The 15,402-nt window shown below is 66.7% G+C and carries 13 protein-coding genes; 5 read left to right on the top strand and 8 right to left on the bottom strand.

From position 1 onward, the window contains the following. Positions 1–36 precede the first annotated feature (36 nt). Both AB2M62_RS05000 and AB2M62_RS04995 read left to right on the top strand, forming a co-directional pair. Positions 37–1,191, top strand: coding sequence for an aminotransferase (locus tag AB2M62_RS05000; protein ID WP_404338267.1), 1,155 nt, complete (start codon positions 37–39; stop codon positions 1,189–1,191). A 91-nt stretch (positions 1,192–1,282) separates the two neighbouring features. Further along, on the top strand, positions 1,283–1,948 hold the full coding sequence (locus tag AB2M62_RS04995) for a hypothetical protein (protein ID WP_404338266.1): 666 nt from the start codon (positions 1,283–1,285) through the stop codon (positions 1,946–1,948). Here the strand turns inward: AB2M62_RS04995 and mtnA are convergent. Genes mtnA through AB2M62_RS04970 form a run of 5 tightly spaced genes read right to left on the bottom strand, consistent with a single transcriptional unit; the run spans position 1,945 to position 5,547 of the window. Next, a complete protein-coding gene (gene mtnA / locus AB2M62_RS04990) occupies positions 1,945–2,982 on the bottom strand; it encodes an S-methyl-5-thioribose-1-phosphate isomerase (protein WP_404338265.1) in 1,038 nt (345 codons plus the stop codon). The genes AB2M62_RS04995 and mtnA overlap by 4 nt on opposite strands. Beyond that, a complete protein-coding gene (gene mtnC, locus AB2M62_RS04985) occupies positions 2,979–3,611 on the bottom strand; it encodes an acireductone synthase (protein ID WP_404338264.1) in 633 nt (210 codons plus the stop codon). The genes mtnA and mtnC overlap by 4 nt, the downstream gene beginning before the upstream one ends. Continuing rightward, positions 3,608–4,168, bottom strand: a complete 561-nt coding sequence (locus tag AB2M62_RS04980) for a 1,2-dihydroxy-3-keto-5-methylthiopentene dioxygenase (protein WP_404338263.1) — start codon at positions 4,166–4,168, stop codon at positions 3,608–3,610. Before AB2M62_RS04980 ends, mtnC begins: the two co-directional genes overlap by 4 nt. Further along, positions 4,165–4,791, bottom strand: coding sequence for a methylthioribulose 1-phosphate dehydratase (locus AB2M62_RS04975; RefSeq protein WP_404338262.1), 627 nt, complete (start codon positions 4,789–4,791; stop codon positions 4,165–4,167). Before AB2M62_RS04975 ends, AB2M62_RS04980 begins: the two co-directional genes overlap by 4 nt. Positions 4,792–4,836: 45 nt before the next feature. Further along, positions 4,837–5,547, bottom strand: a complete 711-nt coding sequence (locus tag AB2M62_RS04970) for a L,D-transpeptidase family protein (RefSeq protein WP_404338261.1) — start codon at positions 5,545–5,547, stop codon at positions 4,837–4,839. Between the two features lie 275 nt (positions 5,548–5,822). Between AB2M62_RS04970 and AB2M62_RS04965 the strand changes: the two genes are divergently transcribed. After that, positions 5,823–6,518 (top strand): murein L,D-transpeptidase catalytic domain family protein, encoded by a 696-nt coding sequence (locus tag AB2M62_RS04965; protein ID WP_404339813.1) that lies wholly within the window; start codon positions 5,823–5,825, stop codon positions 6,516–6,518. Here AB2M62_RS04965 and AB2M62_RS04960 read toward each other — a convergent pair. Continuing rightward, positions 6,500–8,020 (bottom strand): hypothetical protein, encoded by a 1,521-nt coding sequence (locus AB2M62_RS04960; protein ID WP_404338260.1) that lies wholly within the window; start codon positions 8,018–8,020, stop codon positions 6,500–6,502. The genes AB2M62_RS04965 and AB2M62_RS04960 overlap by 19 nt on opposite strands. Positions 8,021–8,227: 207 nt before the next feature. Here AB2M62_RS04960 and AB2M62_RS04955 point away from each other — a divergent pair, with 207 nt between their 5' ends. Next, positions 8,228–10,237, top strand: a complete 2,010-nt coding sequence (locus AB2M62_RS04955) for an NAD(+) synthase (protein ID WP_404339811.1) — start codon at positions 8,228–8,230, stop codon at positions 10,235–10,237. Here the strand turns inward: AB2M62_RS04955 and AB2M62_RS04950 are convergent. After that, positions 10,229–11,839, bottom strand: a complete 1,611-nt coding sequence (locus AB2M62_RS04950; RefSeq protein WP_404338259.1) for a response regulator — start codon at positions 11,837–11,839, stop codon at positions 10,229–10,231. The genes AB2M62_RS04955 and AB2M62_RS04950 overlap by 9 nt on opposite strands. A gap of 275 nt (positions 11,840–12,114) precedes the next feature. On the opposite strand from AB2M62_RS04950, the gene AB2M62_RS04945 reads away from it, so the two are divergent. Then, the gene (locus AB2M62_RS04945; protein WP_404338258.1) at positions 12,115–14,334 is read left to right on the top strand and encodes a glycoside hydrolase family 3 C-terminal domain-containing protein; all 2,220 of its coding nucleotides are present in this window, start codon (positions 12,115–12,117) and stop codon (positions 14,332–14,334) included. A gap of 33 nt (positions 14,335–14,367) precedes the next feature. Here the strand turns inward: AB2M62_RS04945 and AB2M62_RS04940 are convergent, their stop codons facing one another. Further along, positions 14,368–15,393 (bottom strand): oxidoreductase, encoded by a 1,026-nt coding sequence (locus AB2M62_RS04940; RefSeq protein WP_404338257.1) that lies wholly within the window; start codon positions 15,391–15,393, stop codon positions 14,368–14,370. Positions 15,394–15,402: the final 9 nt, after the last annotated feature.

The following is a 15,402-nucleotide window of genomic DNA, read 5'->3' as shown; positions in this document are numbered from 1 at the left end:
GCAACCCGCTTCGTCAGCAATGCACAAGCGATTGCGATGAACCCGCTCTACGCCCGGATGGGCACCACGATCTTCGAGGCCATGTCGGCACGCGCGCGGGAAACCGGCGCGATCAATCTCGGCCAGGGCTTTGCCGATGGCCGCGGGCCCGATGCGGTGCTGCAGGCGGCGGCGCGTGCGGTGCTGGAAAAGTCGAACCAATATCCGCCGATGCCCGGCCTGCCCGAACTCCGCCAGGCGGTGGCCGACCATTATCTCCGCCATCAGGGCCTCGACCTCGTGGCCGAGGAAGTCATCGTCACCTCGGGGGCGACCGAGGCGCTGGCGGCAGCGCTGTTCGCGCTGATCGAGCCGGGCGACGAAGTGCTCTGCTTCCAGCCGCTCTACGATGCCTATGTGCCGCTGATCCGCCAGGCGGGCGGCATTCCCCGCTTCGTTCGGCTCGAGCCGCCGGGTTGGCGGATCGACTCCGCCGCACTCGAAGCGGCGATCACCGCAAAGACCAAGCTCCTGCTGCTCAACAACCCGCTCAACCCCGCCGCGACGATGTGCAGCGCGGCCGAACTCGCGACGATCGCCGATTTCTGCGTGGCGCATGATCTGATCGCGATCTGCGACGAGGTCTGGGAGCATGTCACTTTCGACGGCGCACGCCATTTGCCGCTGATCGGCTTTCCCGGCATGCGCGATCGCACCGTCAAGATCGGCAGCGCGGGCAAGATCTTTGCGCTCACCGGCTTCAAGGTCGGCTGGATGTGCGCCGCTCCGCCCCTGGTGCGCGGGCTTGCCAAGGCGCATCAGTTCCTCACCTTCACCACCCCGCCCAATCTGCAATGGGCCGTCGCCGAGGGCCTGGCCACGCAGGATGACTGGGTCCAGCAGGCGCGCAGCCGCTTCCAGGCCGGACGCGACCGCCTCGCCGCTGGGCTGGCCAGCGCGGGCTTCGCAGTCTTGCCCAGCGCGGCGACCTATTTCCTTTCGGTCGACTTGGCGGCCTCGGGCGTCACCGTCGACGACACGACCTTCTGCGATCGGCTGATCGACGATGCGGGAGTCGCGGCGATTCCCGTCTCCGCTTTCTACGCCGAGGAACCGGTGTCGCACGTCGTGCGCTTCTGCTTCGTCAAGGAAAACGCGACACTCGACGCGGCGATCGACCGGATCGCCGCAGCGAACACGCTTCGCCGATAGTGCGGCTCGGTTCGTCGCCGAGCCAGCAACTAGGTCAAGCGATGCACGTTCGCCGTGCCGCGGGATTAACTGGAGTTGCAAGACGATGAAGATGTTCAACCAAATTCTGCAGGGCGCTGCGATCTCGGCGCTGCTCGTCGCCACCCCGGCGCTGGCGCAAAGCCGTATCGACCGCGCGCGCACCGCAGTGACCGAGGCCACTGCCAAGGTCGATGCCGCTCAAACGGCCGGCGCGTCGACCTATGCCCCCGAGGCGCTGGCGCGCGCGCAGGAATCGCTGCGCGTGGCTCAAGACCAGCTCGCCCGCGACCACCGCGATTCGACGATCAACGAGGCCCATCGCGCCTCGGGGCTCGCCGACCAGGCCCTTGCCGAAGCGGTGCGCAACAAGACCGCCCAGGCATCGAGCGAGCGTGAGCGCGCGGTAGCCGCCGAGGCCGCAGCCAATTCCGCGGCAGCCGACGCTGCCGCCGAACGCGAGCAGCGCGCTGCGGCCGAAGCCAGCGCCGCCCAGGCACAGAACCAGGCGGCGATGGCGAATCAGCAGGCCGCCGCCGCGCAGCAGGAAGCCGCCGCTGCCCAGGCCCAGGCCCTCGCCGCCAAGGAATTGAGCACGACCGTCACCACCACGACCAGCGCGCCGGTCCGCTCCTATTCGAGCAAGAAGACCGTGGTGAAGCGCACCACCAAGAAGCCGGCGACTGCCCCGGCGGCGCGCACGACGACCACCACCACCGTCGAGACCAAGGGCAATTAAACCCGGTCGAGCACCCCGCGCTCGGTGATGTACCCCGTCACCAGGCGCGCCGGTGTCACGTCGAAGGCAGGGTTCGCGGCGGGCGAGTTGGTGACTCGCACCGTCGCGAACCCGCTTTCGCTCGGGCCCCGCAATTGGGTGAGTTCGTCGGCACTGCGCTCCTCGATCGGCACGTCGGCGCCGGTCGCGGTGCTCGGATCGAAGGTCGTATAGGGCAGCGCGACATAGAAGGGCACGCCATTATCGGCGGCCGCCAGCGCCTTCAGATAGGTGCCGATCTTGTTGCAGACATCGCCATTGGCGGTGACGCGATCGGTGCCGACGATCACCGCGTCGACCTTGCCCTGCATCATCAACAGCCCGCCGGCATTGTCGGCAATCACCGTGTGCGGCACGCCGTGGTTGCGCAGTTCGAACGCCGTGAGCAGCGCGCCTTGGTTGCGCGGCCGTGTCTCGTCGACCCAGACATGCACGGGCAAGCCGGCATCGTGCGCGAGATAGATCGGCGCCGTAGCGGTGCCGTAATCGACCGTCGCCAGCCAGCCGGCATTGCAATGGGTGAGAATGTTGAGCGGGCGATCCGGATGCTGCGCGTGGAGATCGCGGAGCAGGGCGAGGCCATGTTCGCCGATTGCGCAGCACAATGCCGCATCCTCGTCGCAGATCGCATCCGCCCGGACGAACGCTGTTGCGGCACGCTCGCTTGCGGGCAATTCCGCGACGGCATTGCGCACGGTGTCGAGGGCCCATCGCAGGTTGATCGCCGTCGGTCGCGTCTCGATCAGCAGGCGATAAGCCCCGTCCATCCCGGCATCTGATGCATCCTCGGCCAGAGCCATCGCCAGCCCATAGGCCGCCGTCGCCCCGATCATCGGAGCGCCGCGCGTCCACATCTCGCGGATCGCCGTCGCCGCCTCCTCGGCGCTGCGCAGCTCGACCCAGCGCACTTCCCACGGAAGCTGGCGCTGGTCGAGGATACGGATTCCGGCCTCGGTCCGGCAGATCGAGCGGGTGTGCGCGCCTTCGAGGATCATGGCAGCACTTCCGCCAGGCTATGGACGTCCCCGCCCTGTCCCCCGCGGTCGATCAGCAGCGCCTGCAGTCCGGCCTCACGTGCGGCATCGACCTCCGCCGGAAGGTCCGAGACGAAAAGCACGGCCGATGGTGCCATATCAAGCGCATCGACGATCTTCGTATAGGAATCGCTGTCGCGTTTCGGCCCGGTGGTGGTGTCGAAATAGCCCGACAGAAGCGGCGTCAGGTCGCCGACGATCGAATGGCCGAAGATCAGCTTCTGCGCCGCGATCGAGCCCGAGGAATAGATATAGACCGGCAGCCCAGCCGCGTGCCAGCGGCGCAACGCCTCGGGCGTGTCGGGATAGACATGCCCCTTGAGCATGCCCTCGGCATAGCCCTGTGCCCAGATCAGCCCCTGCAGCGTCTTGAGCGGGGTTTCCTTGCGGTCGTCCTTGATCCAGGCGAGCAGGGTCGCCACCGGATCGTCGCCCGGCACCTGTGCCAGGATCGGCGCGACGGTTTCGGAATTGCTCGCAACGAAGTCCGCCAGATGCTTGGCAGCATAGGGAAAAAGTTCGTCGGCAACGAACGCGATGCTGCTCGTCGTCCCTTCGATATCGAGCAGGATGGCGGCGGACTCGGTCACCCGCCCTGGCCTTGCACAGGCTCGTGCCGCGGAAAGCGCTCGGCAATCGCGTCGCCGGTGAAATTGGCGACCCAACCGTCTGGATCGATGAACAGCCGGATCGCAGTGAAGCGCGGCGAAGGTCCCATGTCGAACCAATGGCGCGTCCCCGCGGGCACCGAGATCAGGTCGCCCTGCTCGCAGAGAACGGCGTAGACCCGGTCCTGATCGCGCAGCGTGAAGAGCCCAGCGCCCTCGACGAAGAAGCGCACTTCGTCCTCGGCGTGGCGGTGCTCGGAGAGGAATTTTCTGCGCAGCGCGGCCTTGTCGGGATGGTCGGGCACCATGCGGATTACATCGACCGAGCGATAGCCCTTCTCGGCCTTGAGTCGCTCGACCTCGGGAGCGAAGGCGGCAAGCACGGCGTCCTGCCCTGCCCCTTCGGGAAGTGCGCGCGACGGCCATTGCTCGAAGCGCACGCCCAGCGGCGCGAGCAGGGCGGCGATCCCGCTCGCGTCGCGCGTATCGGCAAGCGGCGTGTCGGGACGATCGGCAAAATAAACTCGCAGGTGCGTCACGCGCTCCACCCCTTTCTAAAGCCCAGCTCGGCCAGTTCCGCCGCGATCAGCCATTCGACGCCTTCGAACACGCGCTCGGCCTCATCGAGATCGGCGCCCCAGGCATAAAGCCCATGGCTGCGGATCAGATACGCCGGCGCAGCATCGGCAGCGAGCAACGCCGGCCCCACCGCGGCGTCGATCACGCGCATGTCCTGGCTGTTGTCGACGATCGGCAGCCGGACCTGTGCCTCGTGCGTAGCGATGCCGGGAAATATCTTGAGCATCTCATGCCCGGCAAAGATCCATTCGGACGCCTCGGTCGCGCGGCTCAGGCCGACGGCTTCGGGGGAATGGCCGTGAAGCACCGCCTCCACGTCGGGGAACCGGCGATAGACCGCAAGGTGCAGCGCCGTCTCGGCGGAGGGCTCGCCCGCCGTCAGCCCGCGTCCCTCAGCGTCGATGCGCATAATGTCAGCGGGAGTGAGCCGCCCCTTGTGACGCCCCGAGATCGTCACTGCGAAGCTGCCGTCGTCGAGTCGCACCGAATAATTGCCTGCGGTCGCCGGCGCCCAGCCGCGCGCATCGAGACGTCGGCCGGTTTCCACCAGCCGTTGTGCTGCATCGTCGAAAGCCATCGTCATCGCGCGCAGCTATACCGCGCGGATGTTACAGCCCTGTAGCGATTTTCAGTTGGCGCCGCGCGCGGCTGGCTGCGCAGTCTTCGGACTGCCGGCAACCCAGGAGGCGGACCGCAACGCAGGATCCGCGGTCTCGGCCGACATCGTCAGCACGTCGAACGCACCGCCGCCCAGGTCGCGCGTCTCGGCGGTGAGCGTCGGCCCTGGGTCTGCGCTTGGTAGCGGCGCGTAGATTTCGGGCATGTCGTAGACCGCCTCGGCAATCGTCACCGTGCCGCCCAGCGCGGTCAGGTCATAAAGCTGCTTGGCGAATTTCGCCGGCAGCCGGATGCAGCCATGCGACGCCGGATAGCCCGGCAGATGCCCGGCATGCAGCGCGATCCCGTCCCAGGTCAGCCGCTGCATATAGGGCATCGGCGCGTCGCTATAGAGGTTCGAACGGTGGAACTCCTTCTTCTGAAGGATAGTGAACTCGCCCGTAGGCGTCTCGCGCCCCGACGAGCCCGTCGAAACGCTGGTCGCGCCGATCAGTCGCCCGCCGCGGAATACATAAGCGCGCTGCTCGGCGATGCCGATGACGATCGAAACCGGTGCGGCTGCGGTGCTCGCGGCGATCAGTTCGGGCTGCTCGAGCCACACGAACTGGCCGTTCTTGAGCTTGGGCACTGCCGGCTGGCTGGAATCACTCTGGGCCAGCGCCGGCGCGCTCTGCACCGCAAGCATGGCCGCCAGAAAAAGGGCGCGGACGCCGGTGATCATCGTCTCAAAACCCCCAAACGCAGCGTGATTCCGGCGTTTGCCGGCCACTTGCTGAACGACGTTAACCCGATTTGGTGCCGTCGCCGAATCACCTATTGGTTACCGACAGACGGCTGATCGTTCCGCGATTCCGCCGCAAACTCGGTGAACCGGGTAGCACTTGCGCCGAACTGCCAAGCAAAATCAATCTGTTCACCCCATAGTGAGTAAGGCTCTGGTAAAAGAAGCCATCGGGTCGTTAGCGGGTATTGGGCATAGTGATCGATAGTCTTGAAATGGCGCATAGCCGCCGCGCGCTGCTTCGGTCGGCGCTGATGGTGGCCGGTGGCGCCGCGCTTTCTTCGTGCGTTTCTAGCACCGTGCGTGTCGCTGCGGCACCTGCCGCGCCGGTTCCGCTGCCGCACGTTCCGCCGGTCCCCGCGGCACCCGTCGTCGCAGCGCGGAGCGCGAGCGCGCCGGCCGGGGTCCGTCCCGAGCTGTTCAAGCGCGCCGTCGCCGCGCTCAATCGCCATTCGATGCGCGTCCCCTCGCACGATCGCATCGCCATCGCCGATTTCGCCGCCTCGTCGTCGCAGCGCCGCTTCCACCTCGTCAACATGGGCAACGGCCAGGTCGAGACCTTCCTCGTCGCGCACGGCATCGGCTCGGATCCCGAGCACACCGGGCTGCTCCAGCGCTTCTCCAACCAGCCCAATTCGGAAGCGACCTGCGAAGGCGCCTTCCTCACTGCCGATTATTATGTCGGCAAGCACGGCGATTCGCAGCGGCTGCTCGGGCTCGACCCGACCAACAACAACGCGCTCGATCGCGCGATCGTGATCCACTCGGCGTGGTATTCGAACCCCGACATGATCGCCAAGCACGGCAAGCTCGGCCGCAGCCAGGGCTGCTTCGCGGTCGGCCAGCAGGATCTCGCCAAAGTGTTCGAACGTCTCGGCCCCGGCCGGATGATCTACTCCGCCAAGGTTTGACAGGCGCCCGGCAGCCAGCACGGCATGCCGAACACGAGCCGCGCCTCGAGCCGCTTGGCCGGCGCGCGCGGCCAGCGTCCCGGCAATGCGACATCCGTGGCGGGGCTTCCCACCGGCCAATGTGCGACTTGGGTCGGCGCCGCGCCATACCAAAGCACGCTTCCCGCGAAGGGCCGCTTGAGCGCGACGGCGATGACGCTGCCATCGGCGCTTAGCATCTGGTGATAGTCGAAATAATTGCGCTGGCTCCCGCTATCGTCCGAGATCGCCGAGCGCGCGGTGTAGACTGGCGCCCATTCCACGGCTGGACTGGTGAAGCGAAGCGCACGCGCCGGCCCGACGGTCTCCACCGCATCGAAGCGAAGGCAGGTCGGCAACACGAGCGCCGCAAGCACTACAAGTGCCAGCCCGCGCCGCTTCGCGCCGAGCCGGACCAGCAGCAACACGCCCAGCGCAAATAGCGGAAACAGCCATTTGAAATAGTGGACGTTGTTGAAGCGCCATAAACCGCTCGGCAGCAGATCGACATAGGCGAGCATCACGATTGTGTAGACGAGCGCCGCCAGCAGCAGCGCTAGCATCAGCCGCGCTTGCTGCCCGGCCAGCCGCAGCAACGCCAACGCCAGTCCCGCGGCACCGAGCAGCAGCCATGGCATGCCCCCGAGCATGCCTTTCGCTCCCGGAAACCATGGCTCGGGCGCGACGAGCAGCACCACGGCCTTCCAGCCGAGATCGGCGAAAGTGAACCCATAATCGCGCGACAGCACGATATAGTCGGAGAGGCGGGCGCCGTAGACTGCCAGGTAAAGCAGCGCATTGCCGGCGAGCATTGCCGCCCCGGCGCCCATCACCGGCAGCAGGCGATGCTGGCGCAGCAGTGGCACCAGCGCAAAGAGGCTAATCACGGCCGATACCAGCACATCGGCGGGGCGCACGAGCGGGATCAGCATCAACACTATGCCGAGCAGCGCGGCACGCCCCACGGAGATCCGTTCTCCGAACAGCAGGTCGGCGAGCGCCCCGAAGCCGAGCCACATCAACGCCGCAGATAAGGTCGTCGTCCACGGCTCGACCCATAGCTTGCCGATCCGCGGATCGAGCAGGGTCGCAGCTAGAAACAACAGCGCCGCAGCGCCACCGCTCACATCGAACCGCGCGCAGACCCGCCGGAACCCCAAGAAAGCCAGCCCGAAACAGGCGATGTTGGCCGGAACGAACGGCGCCGCCAGCCAGGCGAACGGCGCTCCCAGCAATGGGTAGATCAAAGGATACCAGTGCAGCGCCGGATCCAAATCCAGCGCCGCGAAGCCGCGCGCAGAGGCGAGATACGCCTTTTGGTCCGCCCAGCCGCGCCACCACGGCCCCGCGCCTGCAAACAGCTTCACGTTGACCAGCGCCAGCGTGAAGATCGCGCCCACCGCAAACACAAAGCGTACCGGATGATCGCGTAGTTCGGTGACGAGCCAGGACTGCGAACGGCGAAGGGGCTCAGGGACCGGCATCGGCGCGGCGTTACCTGCCGCAAGGCGGGCGGTCCAGCGGGATCGAAGCCGTTGCGCGGGGGTTGGCACTTCCGCGCCGCGGGTACTAGGGAAGTTGCATGACCGAAATGCTTTCCCCTGTCGAATGCCTGCGCGTCGGGCCCGGTATGCTTGAGGACGCATTGTGATGGCCAAGTCCACCCTTTCTTCTCGCTCCATCGCCAGGGCATGCTGCGCGCCGGGGTGTGCACGCCCAGCGTCCGCGTCGCCGATCCGGGTGCGAATGCGCGCTCGATCATCGGCTTGGCCGAACAGGGCGATGCTGCCGGTGCCGACCTGCTCGTCTTCCCTGAACTGAGCATCACCAGCTACGCGGTCGACGACCTCCATCTGCAGGACACGATCGTCGACGCCACCGAGGCGGGCATCGCCGCGATCGTCGAGGCGAGCCGCGCGCTGCGACCGGTGCTGCTCGTCGGCGCGGCGCTGCGCCGCAATGGTAGGCTTTACAATTGCGCGCTGGCGATCGCGCGCGGCCGCATCCTCGGCGTCGTGCCCAAGCAATATCTCCCCAATTACCGCGAATATTATGAGAAGCGCTGGTTCGCCTCGGGCATCGGCCTCACCGGCCTGACCATCGACATCGCCGGCCAGACTGTGCCCTTCGGCACCGACCTGGTCTTCGCCGCCAGCGACCTCGAGGACTTCGTCTTCCATATCGAGATTTGCGAGGATTATTGGGCGCCCACTCCGCCCTCCACCGAAGGCGCACTCGCCGGCGCGCTGGTGCTGTGCAACCTGTCGGCGTCGAACATCGTCATCGGCAAGGGCCGCGAGCGCGAACTGCTGTGCGCCGCGCAATCGGCGCGCACGCTCTCGGCCTATCTCTATTCCGCCTCGGGGCCTGGCGAGAGCACCACCGATCTCGCCTGGGATGGCCAGGGCCTGATTTATGAGCTTGGCGAACTGCTCGCCGCCTCCGAACGTTTCGAGCTGACCACCGAGATCGTCCATGCCGATATCGATCTCGAACGCCTCCGGCTCGAACGGATGCGCAACGGCACGTTTCACGACAATGCCCGCGCCGCCGGCCACCCCGAGACGCGCTTCCGTCGCATCGCCTTCGAGCACCAGCCCGATGACGCCGATCGCGGACTGATCCGCCGCCTGCGCCGCTTTCCCTTCGTCCCCAACACGCCCGCGCGGCTCGAAGAGGATTGTTACGAGGCGTTCAACATCCAGGTCGAAGGCCTGCGCAAGCGCATCGACGCGACCGGCGCGAAGCATCTGGTCATCGGCGTGTCGGGAGGGCTCGATTCGACCCATGCGCTGATCGTGGCGTGTCGTGCGATGGACCGACTCGGCCGGTCGCGCTCGGAAATTCTCGGCTTCACCATGCCCGGATTCGCCACCGGCGACGACACCAAGGCCAATGCCTGGGCGCTGATGCGCGCGCTCGGCGTCACCGGGGAGGAGATCGACATCCGCCCCGCCGCGCGCCAGATGCTCGAGGATCTCGGCCACCCCTTCGCCGAGGGCGAGCCGGTGTATGACGTGACCTTCGAGAACGTCCAGGCGGGTCTGCGCACCGATTACCTATTCCGCCTCGCCAACCAGCGTGCCGGCTTCGTCATTGGCACCGGCGACTTGTCCGAGCTCGGCCTGGGCTGGTGCACCTATGGCGTCGGCGACCAGATGAGCCATTACGGCGTCAATGCCGGCGTCCCAAAGACGCTGATCCAGTATCTGATCCGCTGGACGCTCAAGACCGGCCAGTTCAGCGGCGAGGCGGCGAATGTGCTTACCGCGATCCTGGATACCGAGATTTCGCCCGAGCTCGTCCCCGCCGATGCCGAAGGCAAGATCCAGAGCACGCAGGATCGGATCGGCCCCTATGAGCTGCACGATTTCTTCCTGCACTATACGATCCGCCATGGGCTGCGGCCCTCGAAGATCGCCTTTCTTGCCTGGCATGCCTGGCGCGACGCCGAGGCCGGGCTTTGGCCGATCGATTTCCCGGTCGCGGGGCGCAACCAATACGACCTGCCGACGATCGCCAAATGGCTCGAGGAATTCCTGTTTCGCTTCTTCCAGACCAGCCAGTTCAAGCGTTCGGCGATGCCCAACGGTCCCAAGGTCTCGGCCGGCGGCGCACTCAGCCCACGCGGCGACTGGCGCGCGCCGTCGGACAGCGTCGCAACGGCGTGGCTCGAAGAATTGCGGAACGCGCTACCCTAAGGCGCGGCGCTGCTTGAGCATATCGACGCGGCGGAGCAAGTCGTGCCCGTCGAACGGCTTGAGCAGCAGTTCGACGTCGATCGCATGCAACCGCTCGCGCGTCGTCGCGTCAGCAAGGCCGGTGACTACGAGCACGGGTAGCCGGGGGTCCTTCGCCCTGGCGCGCTCCGCCAATTCGGTTCCGTTCATGCCGGGCATGGCGAGGTCGACGATGAGCAGATGCGGCTTTGCCGTGCAAATCATGTCCATCGCTTCGGGGCCGCTGGCCGCCTCGTGCAGTTCAGCGCCCGCATTACGCAGGGTCTCCGCCAGCGTCGCGCGCACTTGCAAGTCGTCTTCCACCAGCAATACGGTGCAACCGCGCAGATCGAATCGAACGTCTCGCTCGCCGTCATCGACTGCAGCGCGCCGCGGCTCGGCCTTGGCGACGCGCAACAGGAGCGTCACGGCGGTGCCCGCGCCCTCCTCACTCGCGATCATCAGCGCCCCGCCCGACTGGCGCATGATCCCGAATGCCATCGAAAGGCCCATGCCCGCGCCCTTGCCTGCCTCCTTGGTTGTGAAGAACGGTTCGACTGCGCGCGCTGCCACCTCGGGCGACATGCCTGTGCCCGTGTCGCTGATCGTCAAGGCAATATAGTCGCCTGCAGGCAGATCGGGCGAGACGAGACCAGTCCGCTTCTCCGCCGCGAGAGTAACTTCCCCGCCGTTCGGCATGGCGTCGCGTGCGTTGACTGCGACGCTCAGGATCGCGAGTTCGAGCTGGAGCGGATCGGCGTCGACATTCCAGCCAGCATCGATGGGCTCCATGCGCACCTGGACAAGCGGTGCCACTGCCTTTTCGATCAGGTCCTTTACCCCGCCGACCAGTTCGGTGAGCCGCACCGAGGTAACCTCGAGTCGCTGTTTGCGCGAGAAGGCGAGCAATTGCCCGGTCACCGCGCGGCCGCGCTGGACCGCGTCGAGCGCGCTCGCGCTCCAGCCAACCACCTTGTCGAGGTCGTGCGGCTTGTGGGCGATGAGTTCGAGATTGCCGGCAACCGCCTGTAGGAGATTGTTGAAATCGTGCGCGATCCCACCCGTCAGCTGGCCGACCGCCTCCAGCTTTTGCGATTGCACCAGCGCCGCTTCGGCTTCTTCGCGCTTCGCATCGGCGAATTCACGCTCGGCCACTTGCCCGCGAAGCTCAGCCAGAGCGGCGTCGCGCTGTGCGATCAAAGCGGACAATTCGGCATTGGTCGCCTGAAGCCTTTCTGGTGACGGGATGCTCAGCGCTTTGGGCAGCAGCCGCCATAGGATCACCGCTGCGCCAATCCCACACAGCGCCGCCAGCGCGTCGACGACGGCGGCAGCTTTGGTCAGCGGATACCAGGGCGCCGCGATCGCCAATCCCGCGCTCACCGCGCAGGCGAGCAGGAATAGCTTCAGGCACAGGAATGTTCGCCCGAAATAAAGATCGTTGCGACGATACACCACCAAAGTGAGCGCCAGCGACATCGAGAAAAACGCGAGCGCAAGCGCCGCGTGCTCGGCCACGCCCAACCACGGCACCGCATCTACGCTGCTCGTATTCGCCCAGGTAACCGTCAAGGCGGCCAGCATCGATCCCAATCCTCCCGCACGACGCACTCCCCCAAGCGCGTCGCGCAACGACCTATCCCAAAGCAACAGGAGGGAAACCTACGGGAAAAAACCGTAGTGATATTTCAATTATACCAACGGGCACAGCAAGTGGATTACAATCGCGGCATGAAGGCCGCACCGGCAGCACGTTGAGCGCCACAGAACGGGATAACGCTACCACTGGCAGCTCGGTTGCGAAGCCTGTATAACATGGTGACGTTGACAACGCTGACATAATCCTCGGGAGAGCAAAGATGAAAATCCGCCGCCACCGCGCACTCGCGGCGCCGCTCGGCGCACTAGCGCTCTGCCTCGCGACAGCGCCCGCATCCGCACAAACCGCGCCCGCCCGGCCCTGGATGAACGCGAAGCTCTCTCCTGATGTGCGAACCAAGGCGGTCCTCGCCCAGATGACCGAGGAAGAGAAGCTCACGCTCGTTTTCGGCTATTTCGGCACCGATTTTCCGCCCAAGACTTTCAAGGCCCCGGCCGAGGCGCGCCCCGGCTCCGCCGGCTATGTTCCCGCGATCCCGCGTCTGGGCATTCCGGCGCAGTGGCAGACCGATGCCGGCGTCGGCGTCGCGACCCAGGGCGGTGCCGAACGCAAGCGCGGACGCACGGCGCTTCCCTCCGGGCTGGCCACCGCCGCCACCTGGGATCCCACCTTGGCATATCGCAGCGGCGCGATGATCGGATCCGAGGCCTATGCTTCGGGTTTCAACGTGATGCTCGCGGGCGGCGTCAATCTCATGCGCGATCCCCGCAACGGCCGGAACTTCGAATATGGCGGCGAGGATCCGTTGCTTGCCGGCACGATGGTCGGCGCGCAGATCGCCGGCATCCAGTCCAATCCGGTCATCTCGACGGTCAAGCATTACGCGATCAACGACCAGGAGACCGATCGCGACACCGGCAATTCGGTCATCGATCCGGTCGCCGCGCGCAGCTCGGACCTACTTGCCTTCCAGTTCGCCATCGAGCGCGGCAATCCCGGTTCGGTGATGTGCAGCTATAACCACGTTAACGGCATCTATGCCTGCGAGAATCCCTGGCTGCTGAACGAAGTCCTCCGCAAGGATTGGGGCTTCAAGGGCTTTGTGATGTCGGATTGGGGGGCGACCCATTCCACCGTCGCCGCCGCCAATGCCGGACTCGATCAGGAATTGGGCTGGCCCTTCGACAAGGAGCCGTTCTTCGGGGCGCCGCTCAAGTCGGCGATCGGCAAGGGCGAAGTGCCCCGCGCCCGGCTGGACGCGATGGCGGGCGCGATCCTGCATGCGATGTTCGAAAACGGCCTGTTCGAAAAGCCGGTGACTGCCGCGCCGATGGATCTGCCGAAGGAGATACTGGAGTTCCACGCCTGGGTGACGCGCCGCGGTGCCGAGGACGGCGCCGTGCTGCTCAAGAACGAGGGCGCGGTTCTTCCGCTCACGCCGTCGGTGCGCAAGATTGTCGTGATCGGCGGGCATGCCGATAAGGGCGTGCTAGCCGGCGGCGGCTCGTCGCTGGTCTATCCGGTCGGCGGCAATGCCGTGCCCAACACCGAGCCCAAGACCTGGCCGGGCCCGATCATGTATTATCCCAATGCCCCGTTGGACGCGATCCGCCGCGAGGCGCCCGGCGCCGATCTCCGCTTCGTTGACGGCAAGGATCGCGCGGCGGCGGCCGCCGCGGCGCGCCAGGCCGATGTCGCGATCGTCTTCGCCACGCAATGGGCCGGGGAATCGTTCGACGTGCCCCTGGCGCTCGCCGACGGTCAGGACGCGCTGATCGAAGCCGTCGCCGGCGCCAATCCCAAGACCGTCGTCGTGCTCGAAACCGGTGGCCCGGTGCTCACCCCCTGGTCGGGCAAGGTCGCCGGGCTGCTCGAGGCCTGGTACCCCGGCACGGCAGGCGGTGAGGCAATCGCCAATCTGCTGTTCGGCAAGGCCAATCCCTCCGGCCATCTCCCCGCGAGCTTCCCGCGGAGCGTCGCCCAACTTCCCAAGCCCGCCGAACCCAATGCCGGCGACACGACCTATGCCGAAGGCGCGACCGTCGGCTACAAATGGTATGATGCCAAGGGCGATGCGCCCGCCTTCCCCTTCGGCTATGGCCTGTCCTATACCAGCTTCGCCTATTCGGGCCTCGCCGCGAAGCCCGCCGGGGGCACGATCAGCGTGACCTTCAGCGTGCGCAACACCGGCGCCGTCCGCGGCAAGGATGTCGCCCAGGTCTATGTCTCGGGCGCAGGCTGGGAAGCCCCCAAGCGGCTCGGCGGCTTTCAGAAGGTCAATCTCGCACCCGGCGCTTCGACCAAGGTGACGCTCAGCGTCGATCCGCGTCTGCTTGCCACCTTCGACAAGGCAAGCAAGAGCTGGAAGATCGCGCCGGGCACCTACAAGGTGCTGCTCGGCCACTCTTCGCGCGACATTGTCGGCACGGTGAGCGTCAAGCTCGCCGCGCGTACCCTGCCCGTCGGCTGGCGCCCCTGAGCGGCCAGTAGCGCATTCCCGAGGCGCGCCGGCTCACACCGTCAGCCGTCGCCCCTCGGCCGCGCTCTGCCGGGCGAGCGCAATCAGGCGCAGCCCGAGCACGGCGTCCGCCGGATCGACCGGGACCGGCGCGCCGCCCGCGATCGCCGCGGCGACGCCGGCATAGAAGCGGCGATAGTCCCCGCGCTCGGTCTCGATCGCCTCTCGCGTGCCGTCGGCATCGGTAAACACGCCATGATGCGCCGGATCGTCGAGCCCGTGCCGCGGATCGTCGGCGCGCGCGCCCGCACGCAGCGCCGCCTCCTGCGGGTCGAGCCCGAACTTGACGAAGCTGCCCCCGCTGCCGTGGACCGCGAAACGCGGCCGGTTCGCTACGACCAGCGACGCCGCCGACAGGATCGCCCGCCGCGCGCCATAATGCAGCGTTACTTCGAAATAATCGTCGACCCTCGCCGCCGCGCGCTGTGCCACGATATCGGCGCTTACGGCCTCGGGCCTTCCGAACAGCTGGAGCGCCTGGTCGATCAGATGCGGCCCCAGGTCGAGGAACAGCCCGGCGCCGTCGCCCGGCTCTTCGCGCCAGCCGGGCTTGATCGCCGGGCGAAACCGGTCCCACCGCGCCTCGTAGAGCATCACGTCGCCCAGCCGGCCGTCGCCGATCAGCCGCTGCACGGTCAGGAAATCGCCGTCCCAGCGCCGATTGTGGAACACGCTGAGCAGCCGCCCCTGCGCCCGCGCCAGCGCGATCAGCGCCTCGCCTTGTTCGGGACGCGGGCTGAGCGGCTTGTCGAGCACGACATGCTTGCCCGCGCGCAGCGCCGCCTCGGCCAGCGGCACATGCGTATCGTTGGGCGTCGAGATCACCACCAGATCGATGTCCGGATCGGCAAACAGCGCTTGCGGATCGCTGAGCACCGCCGCCCCCGGATGCGCCGCCTGGACCTGCTCGCCCCGCGAAGAGACCACTGCGGCCAGCGCAAGCCCAGGCACTGCCTCGATCAGCGGCGCATGGAACGCCGATCCGCCGAGCCCATAGCCGATCAGTCCCGTCCGGATCATACGCGCCTC

The sequence above is a fragment of the Sphingomonas sp. MMS12-HWE2-04 genome, from assembly GCF_044881185.1.
In the GTDB taxonomy this organism is placed as follows: Bacteria; Pseudomonadota; Alphaproteobacteria; order Sphingomonadales; family Sphingomonadaceae; genus Sphingomonas.
Note: the sequence above shows the minus strand (reverse complement) of the source record. Positions and strands in the feature narration are given on the sequence as shown.